Raw genomic sequence first — 17,239 nt, 5'->3', positions numbered from 1 at the left:
GCGAAGTAAACGAAGAAGACCCCGACTACACCCCCGACACCCCACCACCCTGGGCCCGCGTAGTAACCATTAACTGAGAAAAGGCCGGTCGCGTGACGCGACCGGCCCTTCCTGTGTTCAGCCCCAGCGAGTGGAAGGATCAGTAGGACTTTTCGGTCCAGCCGACCAGGCCGAGGGAACCTCCTTTGATGTCGGTGCCGAGGCCGTCTTTCGCGTTGGCGTCGAAGTAGACCGCTGCCACGCCCTTGGGCGTGATTCCGAGCAGGGGCCGGCCGGTCGGGTCGTTGCCGCAAAACCCGCTGCCGAGAGTGACGAAGTTCCCCCAGCCGCTTGCCTTGAGCACCTTCGAGGTGACCACGGCCGGGGCGGCGTGGCTGATGCGCCACTCTTTCAGTTGCCCGTTCGACTTGGTGCCGGTCAGTACGTCGACCGCCGTGGCGCCTGTCCCGATCGTGCGCTGGTAGTCCAGCGTCTGGACCGTTTCCCAATCGCCGCCGCTGAGCGCCTTGCGGTCGGAGAGGGTGGGCGTGCCATCGGTCCAGGCGAACTTGTACCGGTAGAGCGAGGTACCTTCCGCCCGGTAGAGGTACGGCCAGGCCATCGTGATGAATCGGGTGCCGCCGAAGCCCGCCGCAACCCGGGTCACCTTGTGCACCGTGATCTTCTCGACGCCGTCGATCTTGTCGCCCTGGCGCTCGAGGTGGTAAATGTTCCCGTCGGTCGGGTGCGTGGCGAGCTCCTGGCTCTTCCACCAGTCGTCGGCGCCGATCCCGCCGTACGGCACGAGTGCGGTGGGCACCCAGCCGAGATTGTCGCCCGGCAGGGCCTCCGTGCTCGTCTTCTTGGCGTCGTACCGATAGGTGAGCCGTTGTCCGTCGGTGCGATACGCGTCGGCGAGGGCAAAGCAGTCGGCCGGTACGTCACTGAGCGCCGCGCTCGCGGGCCGCGCGGTGACGGTCGCGGCAAGTCCGGTCGCGACCACGGCTACGGCGATGCCGGCGGCCAGGATGTTTCTGCGCATGAAGGAGCTCTCCCGAGAGGAGTAGAAGGGGGAACGATCTACTGTCAGTAGGCTTTTTCGGTCCAGCCGACCAGGCCGAGGGATCCGCCCTTGATGTCGGTGCCGAGGCCGTCCTTCTCGTTGGCGTCGAAGTAGACCGAGGCTCTGCCCTCGGCGGTGACGCCCATCAGCGCCCGGCCGTTCGGACGGGAGTTGCAGGACCCGCGGCCGAGACTGGTGAAGCTTCCCCAGCCCGTCTCCTTGAGCACCTTCGAGCTGATCACCGCTGGGGTGGCGTAGTTGATGCGCCACTCCTTCAGTTGGCCGTTCGACTTGGTGCCGAACAGTACGTCGACGGCGTTGGCGCCCGTCCCGACCGTGCGTTGGTGGTTCAGTGTCTTGACCGTGTCCCACGCCGTGCTGCTGATCGTCGCTCGGCCCGAGAGGATGAGCTTGCCGTCGACGAACGAGAGCTTGTACCGGTAGAGCGACGTACCGGCTGCCCGGTAGAGGAACGGGTAGGCCATCGTGATGAAGCGGGTGCCGCCGAAGCCCGTCTTGACTGGGGTGACGGTGTGCGTGATGACCTTCTCGACGCCGTCGATCGTGTCGGTGGCGCGTTTGATGTGGTAAATGGTTCCGTCGGTCGGGTGCGTGGCCAGGCTGTGGTTCATCCGCCCGCCGTCGCTGCCGGACTCCAGGAACGTCACAATTCCGGTCGGCACCCAGCCGAGCTTGTCGCCCGGCATGGCCTCCGTGCTGGTCTTCTTGTCGGCGTACCTGTAGGTGAGAGCTTGTCCGTCGGTGCGATACGCGGCGTTGCGCGTCCGGCAGTCGGCCGGTACGTCGCTGAGCGCAGCGCTCGCGGACCGCGCGGTGACGGCGACTCCGGTCGCGACCAGTCCGGTCGCGACCACGGCCACGGCGATGCCGGCGGCCAGGATGTTTCTACGCATGAGAGGGCTCTCCAAAGAGGTGGACGGTCTACTGGCCGTAGGCGCGCGCGGTCCAGCCGAGGTCGCCGAGGGAGCCGCCCTTGATGTCTGTGCCGAGGCCGTCGTTCATGTTGGCGTCGAAATGCACCGAGGCCTTGCCGGTCGCGGTGATCGCAAGCAACGGGCGACCGGCCGGGTGGTCGGCACAGAAGCCGGTGCTGAGACTCGTGAACGGCGACCAGCCAGTTGCCCGCAGCACCTTCGCGGTGATCTGGGTGGGCGTAGCGCGGTTGATCTTCCACTCCTTGAGCTGCCCGCCCGTGTCGGTGCCGATCAACACATCCAGTGCGCCGGCGCCCGTACCAGCGGTGCGCTCGTAGACCAAGCTGTTGACCGTGCCCCAACCGGTGGTCGCCAGCCGCACCGCCGCGGACGGTACGCCGGTCGACGGGTCGACCGTGTAGCGGTAGAGCGCGCTGCCCGTGACCCGGTACAGGTACGGGTAGCCGTACGCCAGGATCCGGGTCGAGCCGAAGCCGGCCTTGAGCCGGGTGACGGTGACCTCGGGAACTCTCCAGGCGCCGTCGACCAGCTCGCCCCGGCGGCTCACTCGGTAGAGGTAGCCGTCGGTCGGATGTACGGCGAATTCGGTGCTGCGGAACGACTCGTCGTCACCCGAGGCGCCGATCTGCTGCTGGGCCGACGGTACCCAGCGGAGCTCGTCCCCGGCGTACGCGCTCGTCCCGACCAGCCCGCCGTTGTACGTGTAGGTCAGCCGCTGACCGTCGGCGCGGTACGCCGTCGTCGAGACCCGGCAGTCCTTGGGTACGTCGCTGAGGGCGGCCGCCGACGGCTGGGTCACCACGACGACTCCGGTCGCGGCCACAGCGAGCGCCGCCGCGGCGGCCAGGAAGGGTTTACGCATCGGGGAGGCTCCTCTATCAGGATCAGGCAGCTGACAGGCCCATCCTGGGCACCCCGGCTGACATCTCGCTGCCCGTACCTCACCCGTACCGGTGCTGCGACACGATCGGTGGGAGGATCAGCTGCCTACGGGACCTGTTGCCGCCGCGCGCGTTGCGAGCCTGCTGGGACCTCGTGCTGGCGTCCGGCCGCGAGCGACGTCGGTCTGATCCAGAACGGAGGTGCTAGCGCAGAGCGCGGGCAGTATCGGCACCGGCCTTTGTCCTGGTCAGAACGACGGTCGTACTGCCGTCCTCGTCGATGTCGCGAACGTGCCGGAAGCCGAGTTTCTTCAGCAACCCGATCGAGGCAATGTTCGGCTCGGCCACGGTCGCGTGAACCTCGGTCAGCCCGAGCTCGGTGAAACCGTAGGCGACGATCGCCTCGGCCAGCTCGGTGCCCAGACCACGACCCCAGACCGACTCGGCCAGCGCGTAGACGAGCTCGTATCCATCCACGACCTTGGCCGGCTTGATCTCGGCATGCCCCACGAACGCGCCATCCAGCCGGACAGCCCAGACATCGAACCTGTTCTCTGCATAGACCTTCGTGAATATCCGGCCGAACAGCGCCCGATCCTCAGCCTCGGTCTCCGGTCCGTCGCCCATCCACTGCGACACCCTGCTGTCCTGGAAGAGGGCCACGAAGTCGTCCTCGTCGGCCGGCACGTACGGCGTGAGTAGCAGGCGCGCGGTTTGCAGAGTCGAGGCCATGCGCCGGACGCTATCCAGACGCCAACCGGCAGGCAACGGAGTTTCGAGCCACACACTGAAGAAGGGCCGGTCGCTGATGCGACCGGCCCTTCTTGTGTTCAGCCCCTGCGAGTGCCGTACTGCGCTCTGACCAGCGGAAACACCGGTCAATCGGCCGCTCGGAGAGTGGCGGAGGATACGAGATTCGAACTCGTGAGGGGTTGCCCCCAACACGCTTTCCAAGCGTGCGCCCTAGGCCACTAGGCGAATCCTCCAAGCGGAGAGAATACGCGAGGGGGTGGGGGTTGTGGAAATCAGGGGGCGGCTAGGTCAGGAGGACGGGGGCTAGAGCTTGCCACTGGGCGATGGGCTGCGGGCCGGTGACGCCGGTGATCACGTTGATAGCTACGTGGTCTGCGCCGGCGGTGAGGTGTTCGGTCAGCTTGGCCTTGATGTCGGCTGGGGTGCCCCAGGCGGTCAGGGCGTCGACCATGTGGTCTGGGAGCTCGGCTTGGTCGGCCTTACTGAACCCCTGGCGCTCGAACGAGGCTGCGTAGCCCGGGATTGTCGGGAAGAAGCTGATGGTTTCGCGGGCGATCGCACGGGCCTTGTCTGCGTCTGTCTCCAGTACGACGAGGTGGCTCACCGCGAGCAGCTTGTCCGGGCCGAGCGCTTCGCGTGCTGTAGCGGTGTACGCCGGAGTGATCAGGAACGGGAAGGCGCCAGCGGTCTGCTCACGGGCGAGTTCCAGCATGCGCGGACCGAGCGCTGCGAGCACCCGGCGGTCGACTGGTACCTCAAGCTCCTCCAGGTACGCCGTCAGTCGTTCTACCGGACGTGGCCCGTGTGCACCGCCCAGGCCGGCTGTGAACCGGCCAGGTGCGGTCGACTCCAGAGCGGCGTACGTCGCTGCGACGTCGGCGGCCGGATAGGTCACGATCGCCAGGATGCCGGTGACTAACTTGATCGTGTTCGTCGCGCCGATCAGGTCAGTGATCGTCTGGAGACCGGGGAGCGGGCCACCGGAGAGCCAGATCGCCGGGTAGCCGAGTGCTTCGGCGGCCTGGGCGGCCTCGAGTGAGTGCGGGCTGCTGTCCAGGCCGGTCGAGATCCCGAACCGGCCGAATTGGTGATCTGTCACGCACCCAGCTTGCGGCGGGGACGGGTCAGGGCGCCAGGGTGTTCGCTGACAGCGTGCTGACGACGGGCCGATTCCCGATCGGGCCGGGGCATCCCGTACACTTTGGACCGGTTCCCCGCGTGGCGGTATCTCGCCCAACTCCCCCAGGGCCGGAAGGCAGCAAGGGTAAGTGAGCTCTTCCGGGTGCGCGGGGAATCCTTATGTCCAGGCCCGGCCGGATCAGGGGAGACCCGATGAGCGACGAGAGCCGCTACCTGCAGGAACTGATCATCGCCGAGCTCGATGTGCCGGCGTCCTTCGACGCTGACGTCGAGATCGAGCGCCGGGTCGCGTTCCTCGCCGACCAGCTCCGTAGTTCGGGCGCGACGTCGTACGTGCTGGGTATCAGCGGCGGCGTCGACTCCTCCACCGCAGGGCGGCTCTGCCAGCTCGCGGTCGAGCGGATCCGCGATGCGGGCGGGCAGGCGACGTTCATCGCCATGCGGCTCCCGTACGGCGTTCAGGCCGACGAGGCGGATGCGCAGCGCTCGCTGAAGTTCATCCAGCCGGACGAGACTCTCGTGGTCGACATCAAGCCCGCTACCGATGCCATGGTCGAGTCTGTTCGCCACGCCGGGTTCGGCGAGCGCGAGGACTTCCACGTGGGCAACGTGAAGGCACGGCAGCGGATGATCGCGCAGTACACCGTCGCTGGTGCGCGCGGCGGCTTGGTGGTCGGGACGGACCACGCGGCCGAGGCCGTGATGGGCTTCTTCACCAAGTTCGGCGACGGGGCGTGCGACCTGACGCCGCTCGCCGGTCTGAACAAGCGCCGCGTGCGCGAGGTCGGCGCCCGCCTCGGTGCGTCTCCCGAGATCACCGGCAAGGTGCCGACGGCGGACCTCGAGACCAACAACCCCGGCGTCCCCGACGAAGCGGTCCTCGGCGTCACCTACGACGAGATCGACGACTTCCTCGAGGGTCGCGAGATCGACGAGAAGGCCGCGAGCACCATCATCGCGACCCACCGCCGTACGGCGCACAAGCGCGCCCAGCCGCGCGCCCTCAGCTGAGGACGAAGCCGGTCACCAGCCGGGTGTAGGCCTCGGCCGCCTCAGCATGGACGAAATGCCCAGCACCGGATGCGAAGTAGTAAGTGCCCTCCGGTACGTCGGCCTGGAACCCCGCGATCTCAGTCGGGCTGGTGGCTGGGTCGTGCTCACCCTTGATCAGTAACGCTGGTTGGGTGATCTGCGCGAGCAACGGGAGTAGCGACTCCAGGAACTCCGGCGTCTTCATGATTTCCTCGGAGAACCGGCCGGAGCGGGCGTGCAGCTCGTCGGGGATCTCGGTGTCGGCGGGGAGCGCCACGTCCTGCGTGTCCGGGGCGAAGTAGATCTCCATCCGGCGGTCACCCAGTTGGTGCAGAAGCGCAAACCGTTCGTTCAACGTCTGCGTGGTCGCTGGGCCGTCGTGAGGCGGGAGCTGTACGGCGGGAGCGATCCGCTGGGCCGCCCGGATCAGGGTCTCGGTGTTCAGCAGCAGGTCCCAGGCCGGGTTCTCGAAAATGACCTTGGTGACGGCGGCCGGATGCATGACGGCGTACCGGAGGGCGAGGCGGCCGCCGAACGAGTGGCCGAGGATGGCCCAGCGCTCAAGCCCGAGTGTTTCGCGCAGGGCCTCGAAGTCCGCGATCAGGTCGACCTCGTTGACCGGCCCGGTGAGCGGGTCGGACTGCTGGACGCCACGCTGGTCGACGCCGATCAGACGGAGCTGCTGGGCCAGGCGGTCGCCCTGGAATGAGAGGAAGTCGTACGAGCCGGACCCTGGGCCGCCGTGCAGGAAAAGGAGCGGCGGTGTATCCGCAGCACCGCGTTGGTCGACGTACAGGTTGGTGCCGCGGACCTCGATCAGCATGCTGGGAGCTTAAGCGCTGTGGGCCAGCTCGCGGAGGCGGTTGGTGAGGCGGGCCAGGCGGATGGTGGCGATGTTTCGGTAGGCCGGGCGGAGGACCGTCGCGAGTGGGCCGGTCTGCTCGAAGGTGTGGGTGACCTGGCTGTCCGGGCCAATGGTCCAGCTGCCGACCTCGTGGAAGCCTGGAACCTGCCAGCTGATCTCGATCCGGTCTGTCTCGACGGCCGTGTAGACCAGCTCGCCGGCCAGGCCCGGGCGCACGCGCAGCGCATATCGAGAGCCCTGCTCGGCTGCGGGCGGGCCGTCGATGGCGAGGAAGGCCTCGTTCCACTCCGGGAGGGCGAGGGCGTCCAGCAGGAGGTGCCGGATCGCGCTTGGGCCGGCCGGGATGGTGTCAGTGGCTTGCTCCATGGCTATCTCTCCTGGGCGAAGGCGTGGGCAGGGTCTCGTCGGCGGGCCAGGGCGGCGCCGGCGGGAAAGCCGTCGGCGACGGCACGGAGGGTGGCGATCGTCTCGCCGAGCTCACGGTCGGCGACCAGACCGTCGATGGTCCGATGCAGCCGGTTCTCGGCGGTGACGACCCGGCGATGCAGCGCTCGGCCCGGTGCGGTGAGGCTCAGCGCGAGGTAGCGGCGGTCCACGGCATCGACTTTGCGCTGCACGAGGCCCTGGGCAACGAGCCGGTCCACCAGGCGGCTGGGGCTGTTACCTGTCTCACAAACCAGCAGGCCACCCAGCGCGTTGAGTGTGAGCGGGCCGTGGTCACGCAGAACACGCAGCACCTCGGCCTGAGATGGCGTAATCCCCAGCGGGCGCAGCTCTGCGGCGAGCAGCCGGTTGCCCTCACGCTGGATCGCCAGCACGAGATAACGCAGCTCCTCGAGTACCTTCATGGCCGATATGTTACACGACACGTATGTCACGTCATCTATCAGACCGTGATCAGAGTGCCGGGAGAGTGCCGGAAAAAGTCCTGCTGAGGTCATGGTCAATGCGACATCGGGACTGGCACAGTGTCTGCATGAAGGGTCTGATGCAGGACTACCAGCTGTCCCTGGACAATATTTTTCGCCGGGCCGAGCAGTTCTATCCGGATCGGACCGTGCATACGGGCGGGCCGGCGCCGACCACGGTGACGTACGGCGAGTGGGCCGCGCGGACCAGACGCCTGGGTGGTGTCCTCGACACGCTCGACATCACCGCGGATGGCCGCGTCGGCACGTTCGCGTGGAATTCGCAGCGTCACCTCGAGCTGTATTTCGCCGCGCCCTGCACCGGGCGCGTCCTGCACACGCTCAACATCAGACTCTTCCCGGATCAGATCGTCTACATCGCCAATCACGCCGAGGACGAGGTCGTCTTCGTCGACCGCTCGCTGCTGGGGCTGTTCCTGCCGCTGCTCGACCGGCTGCCGCTGCTCAAGCACGTCGTGGTGATGGACGATCTGCCGGCGGGCGCGCCGTCGGTCGAGGTGCCGGACGACCCGCGCTTCCACGACTACGAGGAGCTCCTGGCCGCTGCGTCGCCGGTCGAGTTCCACGTCGAGGACGAGAATCAGGCCGCCGCCATGTGCTACACGAGCGGTACGACGGGCAATCCGAAGGGTGTCGTCTATTCGCACCGGTCCACGTGGCTGCACTCGATCGGCGTCCTGACGAACTCGGCCATCGGTCTGGCCGAGACGGACACCGTGCTGCCGGTCGTGCCGATGTTCCATGCGAATGCCTGGGGCCTGGCGCACGCCGCGCCGATGGCCGGGGCGAGCCTGGTGTTCCCCGGTCCGGACATGAGCCCGCAGGGGATTCTCAAGCTGCTGAAGGAACAAGAGGTCACGCTGGCGGCCGGTGTGCCGACAATCTGGCAGGGGCTGCTGCCGCTGCTGGACGGCGTCGAACTGCCGAAGCTGCGGCGGATCCCGTGCGGTGGTTCCGCGGTGCCGCTGGCGCTGTCGGAGGCATTCCGGGCCAAGCTGGGCAAGCCGATCCTGCAGGCGTGGGGGATGACCGAGACCAGCCCGGTCGCGACCGCCTCGCATGTTCCCTCGCGGTATGCGCACCTGCCCGAAGAAGAGCAGGCGCACTGGCGGGCCCGCGCTGGCACACCATTGCCCGGTGTCGAGGTGCGGATCGTCGAGCCCGGCTCGATCGAGACCCTGCCCTGGGACGACGAAGCCACCGGTGAGCTGCAGGTCCGCGGGCCGTGGATCGCCGCCGACTACTACCGGCCCGACGCCGGTGTTCAGCTGAACACCGAAGACGGCTGGATGAAGACGGGTGACGTCGCAGCGATCGACCAGTTCGGGTCGGTCCGCTTGGTCGACCGGACGAAGGACCTGGTGAAGTCCGGTGGTGAGTGGATCAGCTCCGTCGAGCTGGAGAACCTGCTGATGGCACACCCCGATGTGAAGGAAGCCGCCGTCATCGGCGTCCCGCACCCGAAGTGGGACGAGCGCCCACTGGCCTGCATCGTCCGCCAGGACGGTTCGACGGTGACAGGCGAGGAGATCCTCGACTACCTGCGTCCGCTGGTCGCCAAGTGGTGGCTGCCCGACGCGGTCGAGTTCATCGCCGAGGTGCCGAAGACCTCCGTCGGCAAGTTCTCCAAGAAAGACCTCCGCACCCGCTTCGCCAACTACCACCTCGAGTAACCCCGAACCACCGCACCGAACGAAGGCTCCTGCCACTTGGCGGGAGCCCTTTGTCAGATGAGCGGATACCCGCAAGGCCGGTCATGCGGGATCGGGGTCGGGGTCAATCGGCGGGCCATGGGTCGGCTTGCCGCGCTCGCCAGAGCCCGCGATGGGTCTCAGCTGACGGACATCTGCTGGGTACACCTGGGGACCGTGGACATGCGATGAGGTGGCCGCTCGCGTGGCTCGTTGCTTGGGGTTGCTGGGCTGTGGTTGCCCCCTGAGACGGAGGGTTGCCCACTGAGAATCTGAGTGGGCAACCCCCTATGTGAGGGGTTATCCCCAAGGAGTGCTCTGCGCTGCTGTCTGGTCGGGCTGGGGAGCGCTACGCCCCGGAATCGACAGGTAATACTCCCCAGCCCCCACAGAACGGTCACTTATCCGACGGGCCCACTGCTCTGACCTCAGCCAAAGCCCAGAACCTCAAGCAACGAGCCACGTGGTCGCCGACCTCGCCATCCAGCTCAGCCGTAGACCTCAGCTGTGCGTTTCAGTAAATCGGCCGCAGCGGCGACCAGCCACCCACCGCGCGCTCCCCTCGTTTGTTGACCAGAGAAGGGTCAACTCCAACGGATGGCCCGCCGAATTGTTGAGGCCCCGGGTCGGGTCAGTTGAAGGGGACGCCGAAGTGGCGGTGCAGGTGGGCGAGGGTGGCTTCAACGAATTCTGTTGGCCAGGGTTCACCGGTGGTCTCGGCTAGGGCTTGGCCTCGGCGGAGCATTTCGCGGCACAGGTATTGGTTAGCGGTGATGAGGTCGAACGAGTCGGAGCCGGCGGCGGGGATGGCTTCCAGGGCGGCGCGTTGTTCGGCCGAGAGCAGGGAGTTGAGGCGTTTGGCACCACCGGTACGGCGGACGCCGCGTTCGGCGAGCATCAGGCTGATCAGTTGGTCGCGTGCGACGCCGAGGCCCTGGTTGGCGACGATGCGTTCGTCTCGGCCGAGGACGACGACCAGGTTGCCGAGAAAGTAGAGGAACATCTGTACGGCGCCATCCGGCCAGTACGGCGTTCCTGGGCGACCGTGCTCGGCAGGCTGATCGCCGTCGGGGAACAGGGTTCCGGAGCGGTCGAACAGTACGCGCACCCCGTCGTACTGGAAGCGGTCGAAGGCGGCCAGCGGATGCGCGATGAGGTCGACGTGGAGCCAGTCCGGGGTGATGCCGAGTCCGCCGGCGAGGGTGCCGAGGCGTTGCGTGAAGACGGTGGGACCGGCGAGGTCTCGCAGGACCTCGTCCCAGTGCTCCTCGAACCAGCTGTGGCTGTCGTCGGTCACCACGAGGTGGATGTCCAGGTCGCTGAAGCGGTCCGCGGCGCCGGTCGCGTAACTGCCGATGAGGTAGGCGGCCAGGACGCGGTCGTCGGCCGGAAGCAGTTCGCGGGCGCGCTGGATCATCACGTCGTACCGCTCGTCACCGGAGCTCATCCGCTCAGCCTAGGCGGGCCGGGCGGCGGTGGTTTTGTCGGCGGGCGGCGCTAGGGTTGCGGCGTGGAAGCACCCCTAGCGCTGTACCGCCGGTATCGCCCGGAGACGTTCGCCGAGGTCATCGGCCAGGAGCACGTCACCGCACCGCTGCGGAACGCGCTGAGCAACAACCGGGTCAACCACGCCTATCTGTTCTCCGGTCCGCGCGGGTGTGGCAAGACCACCAGCGCCCGGATTCTGGCGCGCGCGATCAACTGCGAGAAGGGCCCGATCGCCGAGCCGTGCGGGGTCTGCAAGTCGTGTACCGACCTGGCGCGCGGTGGGCCGGGCAGTATCGACGTGATCGAGATCGACGCCGCGTCGCACGGTGGCGTCGACGACGCTCGCGATCTGCGGGAGCGGGCGTTCTTCGCGCCGGTCGAGAGCCGCTACAAGATCTACATCATCGACGAGGCGCACATGGTGACCACGCAGGGCTTCAACGCCCTGCTGAAGCTGGTCGAGGAGCCGCCGCCGCACCTGAAGTTCATCTTCGCCACGACCGAGCCGGACAAGGTGATCGGGACGATCCGCTCCCGGACGCACCACTATCCGTTCCGGTTGGTGCCGCCGAAGGTGCTCGGGGACTACATGGCGACGCTGTGTGTGTCCGAGGGTGTTTCGATCGAGCCCACCGCACTGCCGCTGGTCGTGCGTGCCGGAGCCGGGTCGGTGCGTGACTCGCTGAGTGTTCTTGACCAGCTGATCGGTGGCGCAGGGCCGGAAGGGGTGACGTACGAGCTGGCCGTTGCGCTGCTCGGATTCACGCCGGATTCGTTGCTGGACGCGTGTGTCGACGGGTTCGCGGCGCATGACAGCAAGACCGTGTTCGAGACGGTCGAGAGGGTGATCGAGACCGGGCAGGACCCGAAGCGGTTCGCCGAGGACCTGTTGCGGCGGTTGCGGGATCTCGTCGTGTTGTCCGCGGTGCCGAATGCGGTTGTTTCGGGGTTGATCGAGGCTGCTGAGGACCAGGGTGAGCGACTGCAGACGCAGGCCGCCGGGATCGGTCCCGCTGAGCTGACGCGGGCCGCGGACATCGTTGCTGCCGGTCTGCTGGAGATGCGCGGCGCCACGGCGCCGCGGCTGCAGCTTGAGCTGATCTGCGCGAAGGTCCTGCTACCGGGCGCTGATGATTCCACCAACGGTATTCAGGCCCGCCTGGACCGGATGGAGCGGCGCCTGTCGATGGGCGTCCCCGGCCCGGCCGAGGCCGCCGCCTACGCCGCCGACCCCGCCCCTGACGCAGCCGCCAGCCGAGCCGCAGCCCGGGCCGCCGCCGCTGGACAAGCAGCCGAGGCCGCTGCGTCGGTTGCTCCAGGAGCGACAGCCGGTACGACGGATGCTGGCGATGCAGGCCGTGGTCAGGCCGCGAGCGGTTCCGCTGTTGCCGATGTGGCTCCGCCACCAGCGGTTGCCGCCGAAAGCAGCCCGAGAAATGCACCTGCGGCCGATGTAGCGGCTCCGGCCGCGGCTGACAGCGTTGCAGCATCTGCCCCTGCCCCTGCGCCTAGCGCACCGCTGGCTGCGCCTAGCGCACCCCCTGCGTCCGCCAACGCGGTTCCTGCTGGTGGGGGACGGCAAGGGGCTTGGGGCGACGAGCCAGCGGCTGGTAGCTCACAGCCGGCCGCGAGTGCGCCTCCTGCTGCGGTGAGCCCGCCTGCTGCGCCTAGTGCGCCGGTGGGGTCGCCTTCGGTCGGGGCCGTGGGGCTGGCCGATGTCCGGCGGCTGTGGCCGCAGGTTTTGGAGGCTGTGAAGGTCAAGCGGCGGTTCGCCTGGATCATGCTGAGCCAGAACTCGCAGGTCATTGCGGTCGATGATCAGACCTTGACGCTCGGGTTGCTGAACGCCGGGGCGCGGGAGAGCTTCACGCGGTCCGGGAGTGAGGACATTCTGCGGCAGGCCATGATCGACACGATCGGGCTGAACCGGCGGATCGAGGCCGTGGTGGATCCGTCGGCCGATCCTGGTGCCGCTGGTGGGTCTTCCGGCGGCGGTAGCCCGCGTGCGGGCGGGCCGTCGGCTGGAGCGGGTCCTGCGGGTGGTTCTGGAGTGCCTGCGGGTGGCGGCGGTCCGGCTGCTGCGCCGAGCGGCGGCCCGGCGGGTAATGCGCCGGCGGCTGCGCCGAGTGCTCGGGTTGATGTGCCGGCTGCCCCGCCGGTTCAGGCTCCTCCGCCCGCCCAAGCCGCCGCGCCGGCCCCGGCGGCCAAGAGCGGAGCCTGGGGAGCTGAGGCGGACACGTCGGTTGCCCTGCAAGAGCCGCCGGATCCCTATGAGGTGCCGCCCGAGCCCGAGGCCTGGGAGCAGAGCGCGCCCGCCGGAGCAGGGCGCGCCGCAGGAGCACCAGCAGGAGCATCGCCAGCCGCACCAGCACCAGCAGCGGAAGGAGCAGCGCCAGCGCCGGAAGGCGACCGCAAGCAGCAGGCTGCAAGTAAGCGGCGCGCGGCCGAGGCCCAAGTAGCCGCTGAGCAGGCGCGACGTAGTGCGGCCGCGCCAACGCCAGTCGCGGCGGCGCTGACGCCGGAGGAAGAGGCGGACTCCATCGGCGAGGACGACGTCGTGCTCGAGGAGGATTCGCGCTCGCACACGGATCTGCTCCGGGACACGCTCGGCGCCGAGATCATCATGGAAGAAACCAACGGAGCCAAATAATCGGTTCAGTTAGGCACGTCGTCGTGTGAACATCGAGAGGTGCCTATCGATGAGCAGGTGTTTGTTGCGTTCGTGCTGACGACGTTGCTGGCGATGGTGGTGCCCGGCCCGGACATGTTGTTCGTGCTGGGGTGTGGCATCCGCGGCGGGGCCCGCGCCGGTCTGCTGGCGACGGCGGGCCTCGCCACCAGCGAGGTGATCCACGTGGCGCTCGCGGCGGCTGGGCTCGTGGCGTTGTTCGCGGCGGTGCCGACGGCGTTCACGGTGACGCGGATCGTGGGTGGTGCCTACCTGGTGTTCATGGGAATCCAGCTGATCCGCAAGCGGGGCAAGGGTTTCGACGCGACCGGAGAACACGACGGAGTTTCGGGGCGGCGGGCGTACTCGATGGGGCTGCTGACCAATCTGGTGAACCCCAAGATGGTGACGTTCACCCTCGCGTTCCTGCCGCAGTTCGTCGACCCGAACCGGGGGCCGCTGTGGATCCAGTTCGCCGTTCTCGGCGCCGTACTGGTCGCGCTCGAGTTCATCGTGGACGGTGCTGTCGGCGTGACCGCCGGGCGGATCGGTGGCTGGTTGCGGACCCGGGCGCGGGTCCGGCGGGGAATCGACGCGACCACCGGCGGGCTGTTCATCGGGCTGGGCGCCCGGTTGGCGCTGCAGCGGTAACCGGAGGATTTCCACCGCTGTGTACGGCGCCTGTGGACAACTTGAGCTTCATTCCCACAGGTTCCACAGGGGTGTGGACGGAGTTCTTCACAGGTCTGTGGAAAACTTGGGGAGACTGGTCGGTTTCCGGGGGATCGAGGCGTTGTCGGCCGGACCGGCTAGGGTTGGTCGAGAATTCCGGCTCGACGAGGAGATCGCGTGTTCGACGGTGGCGGTGCTGGCGGTTTCGACATGTCCAACCTGCTTGCGCAGGCTCAGGCCATGCAAGACCAGCTGATGAAGGCGCAAGCCGATCTGGAGACCCAGGAGGTCGAGGGGTCTGCCGGTGGCGGGCTGGTGGCCGCCGTGGTGTCCGGGACGGGTGAGCTGCTCCGCCTGGACATCAAGAAGGAAGCCGTCGATCCCGAGGACACCGAGACGCTGGCCGATCTGATCGTGGCCGCGGTTCGGGACGCCTCGGAGAACGCGAAGGCCATCGCCGCGCAGGCGATGGGCCCGCTGGCCGGTGGCATCCCCGGTTTCGGTGGCGATGACGACGGCGATGATGACCAGCCTGGTCTGCAGCTGCCCGGTGGCAGCATCGGCTTCAGCAACCCGTCCGGTCCGCCCGGCCAGAACCCGGTCTGACATGTACGAGGGGGCCGTTCAGGACCTCATCGACGAGCTCGGCCGGTTGCCGGGTGTCGGTCCGAAGTCCGCCCAGCGGATCGCGTTCCACCTGCTGGCGTCCGACGAGACCGACGTACGGCGGCTGGCGCATGTGCTGATCCAGGTCAAGGAGAAGGTCAAGTTCTGCGAGATCTGCGGCAATGTCGCGGAGGAGCCGCAGTGCCGGATCTGCCGTGACCCGCGCCGGGACCTGAGTCTGATCTGCGTGGTCGAAGAGGCCAAGGACGTGGTCGCGATCGAGCGGACCCGCGAGTTCCGCGGGCGGTACCACGTGCTCGGCGGTGCGATTTCGCCGATCGAGGGGATCGGGCCGGACGAGCTGCGGATCAAGGAACTGCTCCAGCGGCTGGCCGGTGGCGAGATCATGGAGATCATCCTGGCCACCGATCCGAACCTCGAGGGCGAGGCGACGGCGACGTACCTGAGCCGGTTGCTGCGGCCCATGGGCTTGCGCGTGACCCGATTGGCTAGTGGACTTCCAGTAGGCGGTGACCTCGAGTACGCCGACGAGGTCACACTCGGACGGGCGTTTGAAGGGCGACGATCGATCGATGACTGAATCAACCGATATGGCAGAGCGCACGCTGAGCATCGGCTCGGACGACCTGACCGAGTTCGCGGAGCAGATCGCCGACCAGGTGCAGAGCTTCCTGATCTCGGTGCGCGACATCGCGGCACAGCCGGACGAGGACGGTGTGGACGAGGGGCTCGCCTCGCTGCCGTACCTGCTGCTCGAGGTCAGCCAGCTGCTGCTGGCCGGTGGCCGGCTGGGCGCGTTCGAGGACTTTGTCCCCGAGGAGCGCTTCGAGTCCGACGCAGGCCCGGATCCGGATCTGGACGCGATGCGCGACCGGCTGGCCGTGCTGTTCGAGGGCCTCGACGAGTACGCCGAGGTCTTCGACCCGTACGCTGCGCCGCCGGAGATCACCGTCAACCGGCTCTCCGACGACCTGACCGCGATCGCGACCGACCTCGTGCACGGCCTGGCCCACTACGAAGAGGGCCGGATCGTCGAGGCGCTGTGGTGGTGGCAGTTCTCGTACGTGTCCACCTGGGGCGCGGCCGCGAGTGCCGTCCTGCGCGCGATCCAGTCGCTGATCGCGCACGACCGGCTGGAGCCGGCGCACGACCCGGAGACCGAAGCCACCGACCGCGAGCTGGTCGAGGTGGCCGAGGAAGCCGTTCAACGGCGTTAATTGGCAGGACATCGGGAACAATGTCCGGATGTCCGTTCATGAAGTGATCCGGCGGCTGCCCGATATCGGCCACGTCCGCCGGGTCAGCCGCGCCCTTGCCGTCCTCGATCTGATCCTGGACGGCGACGCCGACATGCTGCCGTTCTTCGCCTTCGACGCCCGCTGGTCGGCGACCGAAGAGGCCGCCCTGATGCGCGACGGCTCAGGCAACGAGTACTCGATCGTCTTCTCCGCCGAGGGCGCGTTCGCCTACGGGTTCGACCACGAGTCGCCGATGTCGCCGTGGGGCCGGGGCGGGAAGCTCTGGCCCGGGTTGCTGGACGGCATCCCGGAGGTTTTCCACGCAGCGCGCGACGAGACGGCGTTCTGTGATGAGGACGGGATTCCGCGGGCGACGGTCTGCTTCTGGCGGACCGCGACCGACGACGCCTGGCGCACCGGCCCGGTCGAGGGTGTGGAGAAGGACGGCGCCAATTACCTCTTCCAATTGTTGGCTGATGGACAGCCGGAGGCCTTCCTGTCGTTCGCCGAGGACTACTACGGGGTCGAGCTCGAGCTCGAACCCATCCGCCACGTCTACGCGCTGATGCCGCTGACCGAGTACGTCGTCACGTCGCTCAACCGCGAACGCCGCCTCCCCGACCTGGCCGAGGGCATCGCCGAAATCGGCTATCCACGGTCATGATCGACGTACGGGCGATCGAGCCCGGCGATCGGCGCGCAGTGGCGCAGTTCTTGACGCTGACCACCGGTACGACGGTCGTCGTGCACGGCGTCGCCTATGACGCCACCGCACTCCCCGGCCTGATCGTCGAGCGGAACGGCGAGATCGACGGACTGCTCACGTATCACCAGCAGGGCAACGATTTCGAGGTCGTCACCCTGCACGCCGCCGAACGCCAAACAGGAGTCGGTACGGCGCTCCTAGCCGCCGCGACCGACATTGCGCGGCAGGCCGGCGCGCAGCGACTGTGGCTCGTCACCACGAACGACAATGTCGACGCACTGCGCTTCTACCAACGCCGCGGCCTCCGCATCATCGCCGTCACCCCCGGCGCAGCCGACCAGTCCCGCAAGCAGAAACCCACGATCCCGGCGACTGGCGACTACGGAATCCCCCTCCACGACGAGCTAACCCTGGAACTCATCTTGTAGCCCCATTTGATGGGTCAGCCCATCCGATTGTGGGTGGGCTAACCGCATGCGGCTGGCCCACCCACATGCTCGTGGGTCAGCCCACCAAATGGGGCTGGCTGGCGGGGCTGGCTGGTTGGGTGG

18 protein-coding genes, 1 tRNA gene and 1 other RNA gene are annotated in these 17,239 nt (G+C 67.8%); 10 read left to right on the top strand and 10 right to left on the bottom strand.

Annotation, left to right across the window (positions count from 1 at the left end; translation table 11 throughout):
• Positions 1-139 precede the first annotated feature (139 nt).
• The 6 genes from E1263_RS36710 to E1263_RS36685 form a co-directional block, all read right to left on the bottom strand.
• Entirely contained in the window at positions 140-1,021 is an 882-nt protein-coding gene (locus E1263_RS36710) for a hypothetical protein (protein ID WP_132176020.1), read from the bottom strand.
• Between the two features lie 44 nt (positions 1,022-1,065).
• Complete coding sequence (locus tag E1263_RS36705) at positions 1,066-1,956, bottom strand: hypothetical protein (protein ID WP_132176018.1); 891 nt, start codon at positions 1,954-1,956, stop codon at positions 1,066-1,068.
• Between the two features lie 28 nt (positions 1,957-1,984).
• Positions 1,985-2,860: a hypothetical protein gene (locus E1263_RS36700; RefSeq protein ID WP_132176016.1), complete on the bottom strand. Its 876-nt coding sequence runs from the start codon at positions 2,858-2,860 to the stop codon at positions 1,985-1,987.
• A gap of 223 nt (positions 2,861-3,083) precedes the next feature.
• Positions 3,084-3,611 (bottom strand): GNAT family N-acetyltransferase, encoded by a 528-nt coding sequence (locus E1263_RS36695; RefSeq protein ID WP_132176014.1) that lies wholly within the window; start codon positions 3,609-3,611, stop codon positions 3,084-3,086.
• Between the two features lie 166 nt (positions 3,612-3,777).
• Positions 3,778-3,865, bottom strand: a tRNA-Ser gene (locus tag E1263_RS36690).
• A 50-nt stretch (positions 3,866-3,915) separates the two neighbouring features.
• On the bottom strand, positions 3,916-4,731 hold the full coding sequence (locus tag E1263_RS36685; RefSeq protein WP_165956875.1) for a TIGR03620 family F420-dependent LLM class oxidoreductase: 816 nt from the start codon (positions 4,729-4,731) through the stop codon (positions 3,916-3,918).
• Between the two features lie 106 nt (positions 4,732-4,837).
• Between E1263_RS36685 and ffs the strand changes: the two genes are divergently transcribed.
• An RNA gene (gene ffs / locus E1263_RS36680) (signal recognition particle sRNA small type) lies at positions 4,838-4,934 on the top strand.
• 30 nt (positions 4,935-4,964) lie between these two features.
• Positions 4,965-5,783 carry an ammonia-dependent NAD(+) synthetase gene (gene nadE, locus E1263_RS36675; RefSeq protein WP_132176010.1) on the top strand — a complete coding sequence of 273 codons (819 nt, stop codon included), beginning with the start codon at positions 4,965-4,967 and terminating at the stop codon, positions 5,781-5,783.
• On the opposite strand, the gene E1263_RS36670 is transcribed toward nadE, so the two are convergent.
• From E1263_RS36670 to E1263_RS36660, 3 genes are read right to left on the bottom strand one after another with little or no spacing between them, the layout of a single operon-like run.
• On the bottom strand, positions 5,776-6,627 hold the full coding sequence (locus E1263_RS36670) for an alpha/beta fold hydrolase (protein WP_132176008.1): 852 nt from the start codon (positions 6,625-6,627) through the stop codon (positions 5,776-5,778). The two genes, nadE and E1263_RS36670, sit on opposite strands and share 8 nt — an antisense overlap.
• A 9-nt stretch (positions 6,628-6,636) precedes the next feature.
• Positions 6,637-7,035: an SRPBCC family protein gene (locus E1263_RS36665; RefSeq protein ID WP_132176006.1), complete on the bottom strand. Its 399-nt coding sequence runs from the start codon at positions 7,033-7,035 to the stop codon at positions 6,637-6,639.
• Positions 7,036-7,037: 2 nt separating this feature from the next.
• Positions 7,038-7,517 carry a MarR family winged helix-turn-helix transcriptional regulator gene (locus E1263_RS36660; RefSeq protein WP_132176004.1) on the bottom strand — a complete coding sequence of 160 codons (480 nt, stop codon included), beginning with the start codon at positions 7,515-7,517 and terminating at the stop codon, positions 7,038-7,040.
• A gap of 128 nt (positions 7,518-7,645) precedes the next feature.
• Here E1263_RS36660 and E1263_RS36655 point away from each other — a divergent pair, with 128 nt between their 5' ends.
• Positions 7,646-9,271, top strand: coding sequence for a long-chain fatty acid--CoA ligase (locus tag E1263_RS36655; RefSeq protein ID WP_165956874.1), 1,626 nt, complete (start codon positions 7,646-7,648; stop codon positions 9,269-9,271).
• 649 nt (positions 9,272-9,920) lie between these two features.
• Here E1263_RS36655 and E1263_RS36650 read toward each other — a convergent pair.
• Positions 9,921-10,736 (bottom strand): aminoglycoside 6-adenylyltransferase, encoded by an 816-nt coding sequence (locus E1263_RS36650; protein WP_132176002.1) that lies wholly within the window; start codon positions 10,734-10,736, stop codon positions 9,921-9,923.
• 63 nt (positions 10,737-10,799) lie between these two features.
• Between E1263_RS36650 and E1263_RS36645 the strand changes: the two genes are divergently transcribed.
• The 7 genes from E1263_RS36645 (at position 10,800) to E1263_RS36615 (ending at position 17,116) form a co-directional block, all read left to right on the top strand.
• Positions 10,800-13,427: a DNA polymerase III subunit gamma and tau gene (locus tag E1263_RS36645; RefSeq protein ID WP_132176000.1), complete on the top strand. Its 2,628-nt coding sequence runs from the start codon at positions 10,800-10,802 to the stop codon at positions 13,425-13,427.
• Between the two features lie 39 nt (positions 13,428-13,466).
• Positions 13,467-14,096 carry a LysE family translocator gene (locus E1263_RS36640; RefSeq protein WP_132175998.1) on the top strand — a complete coding sequence of 210 codons (630 nt, stop codon included), beginning with the start codon at positions 13,467-13,469 and terminating at the stop codon, positions 14,094-14,096.
• 198 nt (positions 14,097-14,294) lie between these two features.
• Positions 14,295-14,723 (top strand): YbaB/EbfC family nucleoid-associated protein, encoded by a 429-nt coding sequence (locus E1263_RS36635; protein WP_132175996.1) that lies wholly within the window; start codon positions 14,295-14,297, stop codon positions 14,721-14,723.
• A 1-nt stretch (position 14,724) separates the two neighbouring features.
• The gene (recR, locus tag E1263_RS36630) at positions 14,725-15,324 is read left to right on the top strand and encodes a recombination mediator RecR (protein WP_132175994.1); all 600 of its coding nucleotides are present in this window, start codon (positions 14,725-14,727) and stop codon (positions 15,322-15,324) included.
• A complete protein-coding gene (locus E1263_RS36625; protein ID WP_132175992.1) occupies positions 15,317-15,961 on the top strand; it encodes a DUF5063 domain-containing protein in 645 nt (214 codons plus the stop codon). Before recR ends, E1263_RS36625 begins: the two co-directional genes overlap by 8 nt.
• Positions 15,962-15,989: 28 nt before the next feature.
• Positions 15,990-16,646 (top strand): hypothetical protein, encoded by a 657-nt coding sequence (locus E1263_RS36620; RefSeq protein ID WP_132175990.1) that lies wholly within the window; start codon positions 15,990-15,992, stop codon positions 16,644-16,646.
• A complete protein-coding gene (locus E1263_RS36615; protein WP_132175988.1) occupies positions 16,643-17,116 on the top strand; it encodes a GNAT family N-acetyltransferase in 474 nt (157 codons plus the stop codon). Before E1263_RS36620 ends, E1263_RS36615 begins: the two co-directional genes overlap by 4 nt.
• Positions 17,117-17,239: the final 123 nt, after the last annotated feature.

Source organism: Kribbella antibiotica (assembly GCF_004349055.1).
Lineage (GTDB): Bacteria > Actinomycetota > Actinomycetes > Propionibacteriales > Kribbellaceae > Kribbella > Kribbella antibiotica.
This window is presented reverse-complemented; position numbering and strand designations above follow the sequence as displayed.

Coding starts and splice junctions, on each gene's coding strand:
- E1263_RS36710 (WP_132176020.1), bottom strand. CDS start 1,021: ATGCGCAGAAACATCCTGGCCGCCGGCATCGCCGTAGCCGTGGTCGCG.
- E1263_RS36705 (WP_132176018.1), bottom strand. CDS start 1,956: ATGCGTAGAAACATCCTGGCCGCCGGCATCGCCGTGGCCGTGGTCGCG.
- E1263_RS36700 (WP_132176016.1), bottom strand. CDS start 2,860: ATGCGTAAACCCTTCCTGGCCGCCGCGGCGGCGCTCGCTGTGGCCGCG.
- E1263_RS36695 (WP_132176014.1), bottom strand. CDS start 3,611: ATGGCCTCGACTCTGCAAACCGCGCGCCTGCTACTCACGCCGTACGTG.
- nadE (WP_132176010.1), top strand. CDS start 4,965: ATGAGCGACGAGAGCCGCTACCTGCAGGAACTGATCATCGCCGAGCTC.
- E1263_RS36670 (WP_132176008.1), bottom strand. CDS start 6,627: ATGCTGATCGAGGTCCGCGGCACCAACCTGTACGTCGACCAACGCGGT.
- E1263_RS36665 (WP_132176006.1), bottom strand. CDS start 7,035: ATGGAGCAAGCCACTGACACCATCCCGGCCGGCCCAAGCGCGATCCGG.
- E1263_RS36660 (WP_132176004.1), bottom strand. CDS start 7,517: ATGAAGGTACTCGAGGAGCTGCGTTATCTCGTGCTGGCGATCCAGCGT.
- E1263_RS36655 (WP_165956874.1), top strand. CDS start 7,646: ATGAAGGGTCTGATGCAGGACTACCAGCTGTCCCTGGACAATATTTTT.
- E1263_RS36650 (WP_132176002.1), bottom strand. CDS start 10,736: ATGAGCTCCGGTGACGAGCGGTACGACGTGATGATCCAGCGCGCCCGC.
- recR (WP_132175994.1), top strand. CDS start 14,725: ATGTACGAGGGGGCCGTTCAGGACCTCATCGACGAGCTCGGCCGGTTG.
- E1263_RS36625 (WP_132175992.1), top strand. CDS start 15,317: ATGACTGAATCAACCGATATGGCAGAGCGCACGCTGAGCATCGGCTCG.
- E1263_RS36620 (WP_132175990.1), top strand. CDS start 15,990: ATGTCCGTTCATGAAGTGATCCGGCGGCTGCCCGATATCGGCCACGTC.
- E1263_RS36615 (WP_132175988.1), top strand. CDS start 16,643: ATGATCGACGTACGGGCGATCGAGCCCGGCGATCGGCGCGCAGTGGCG.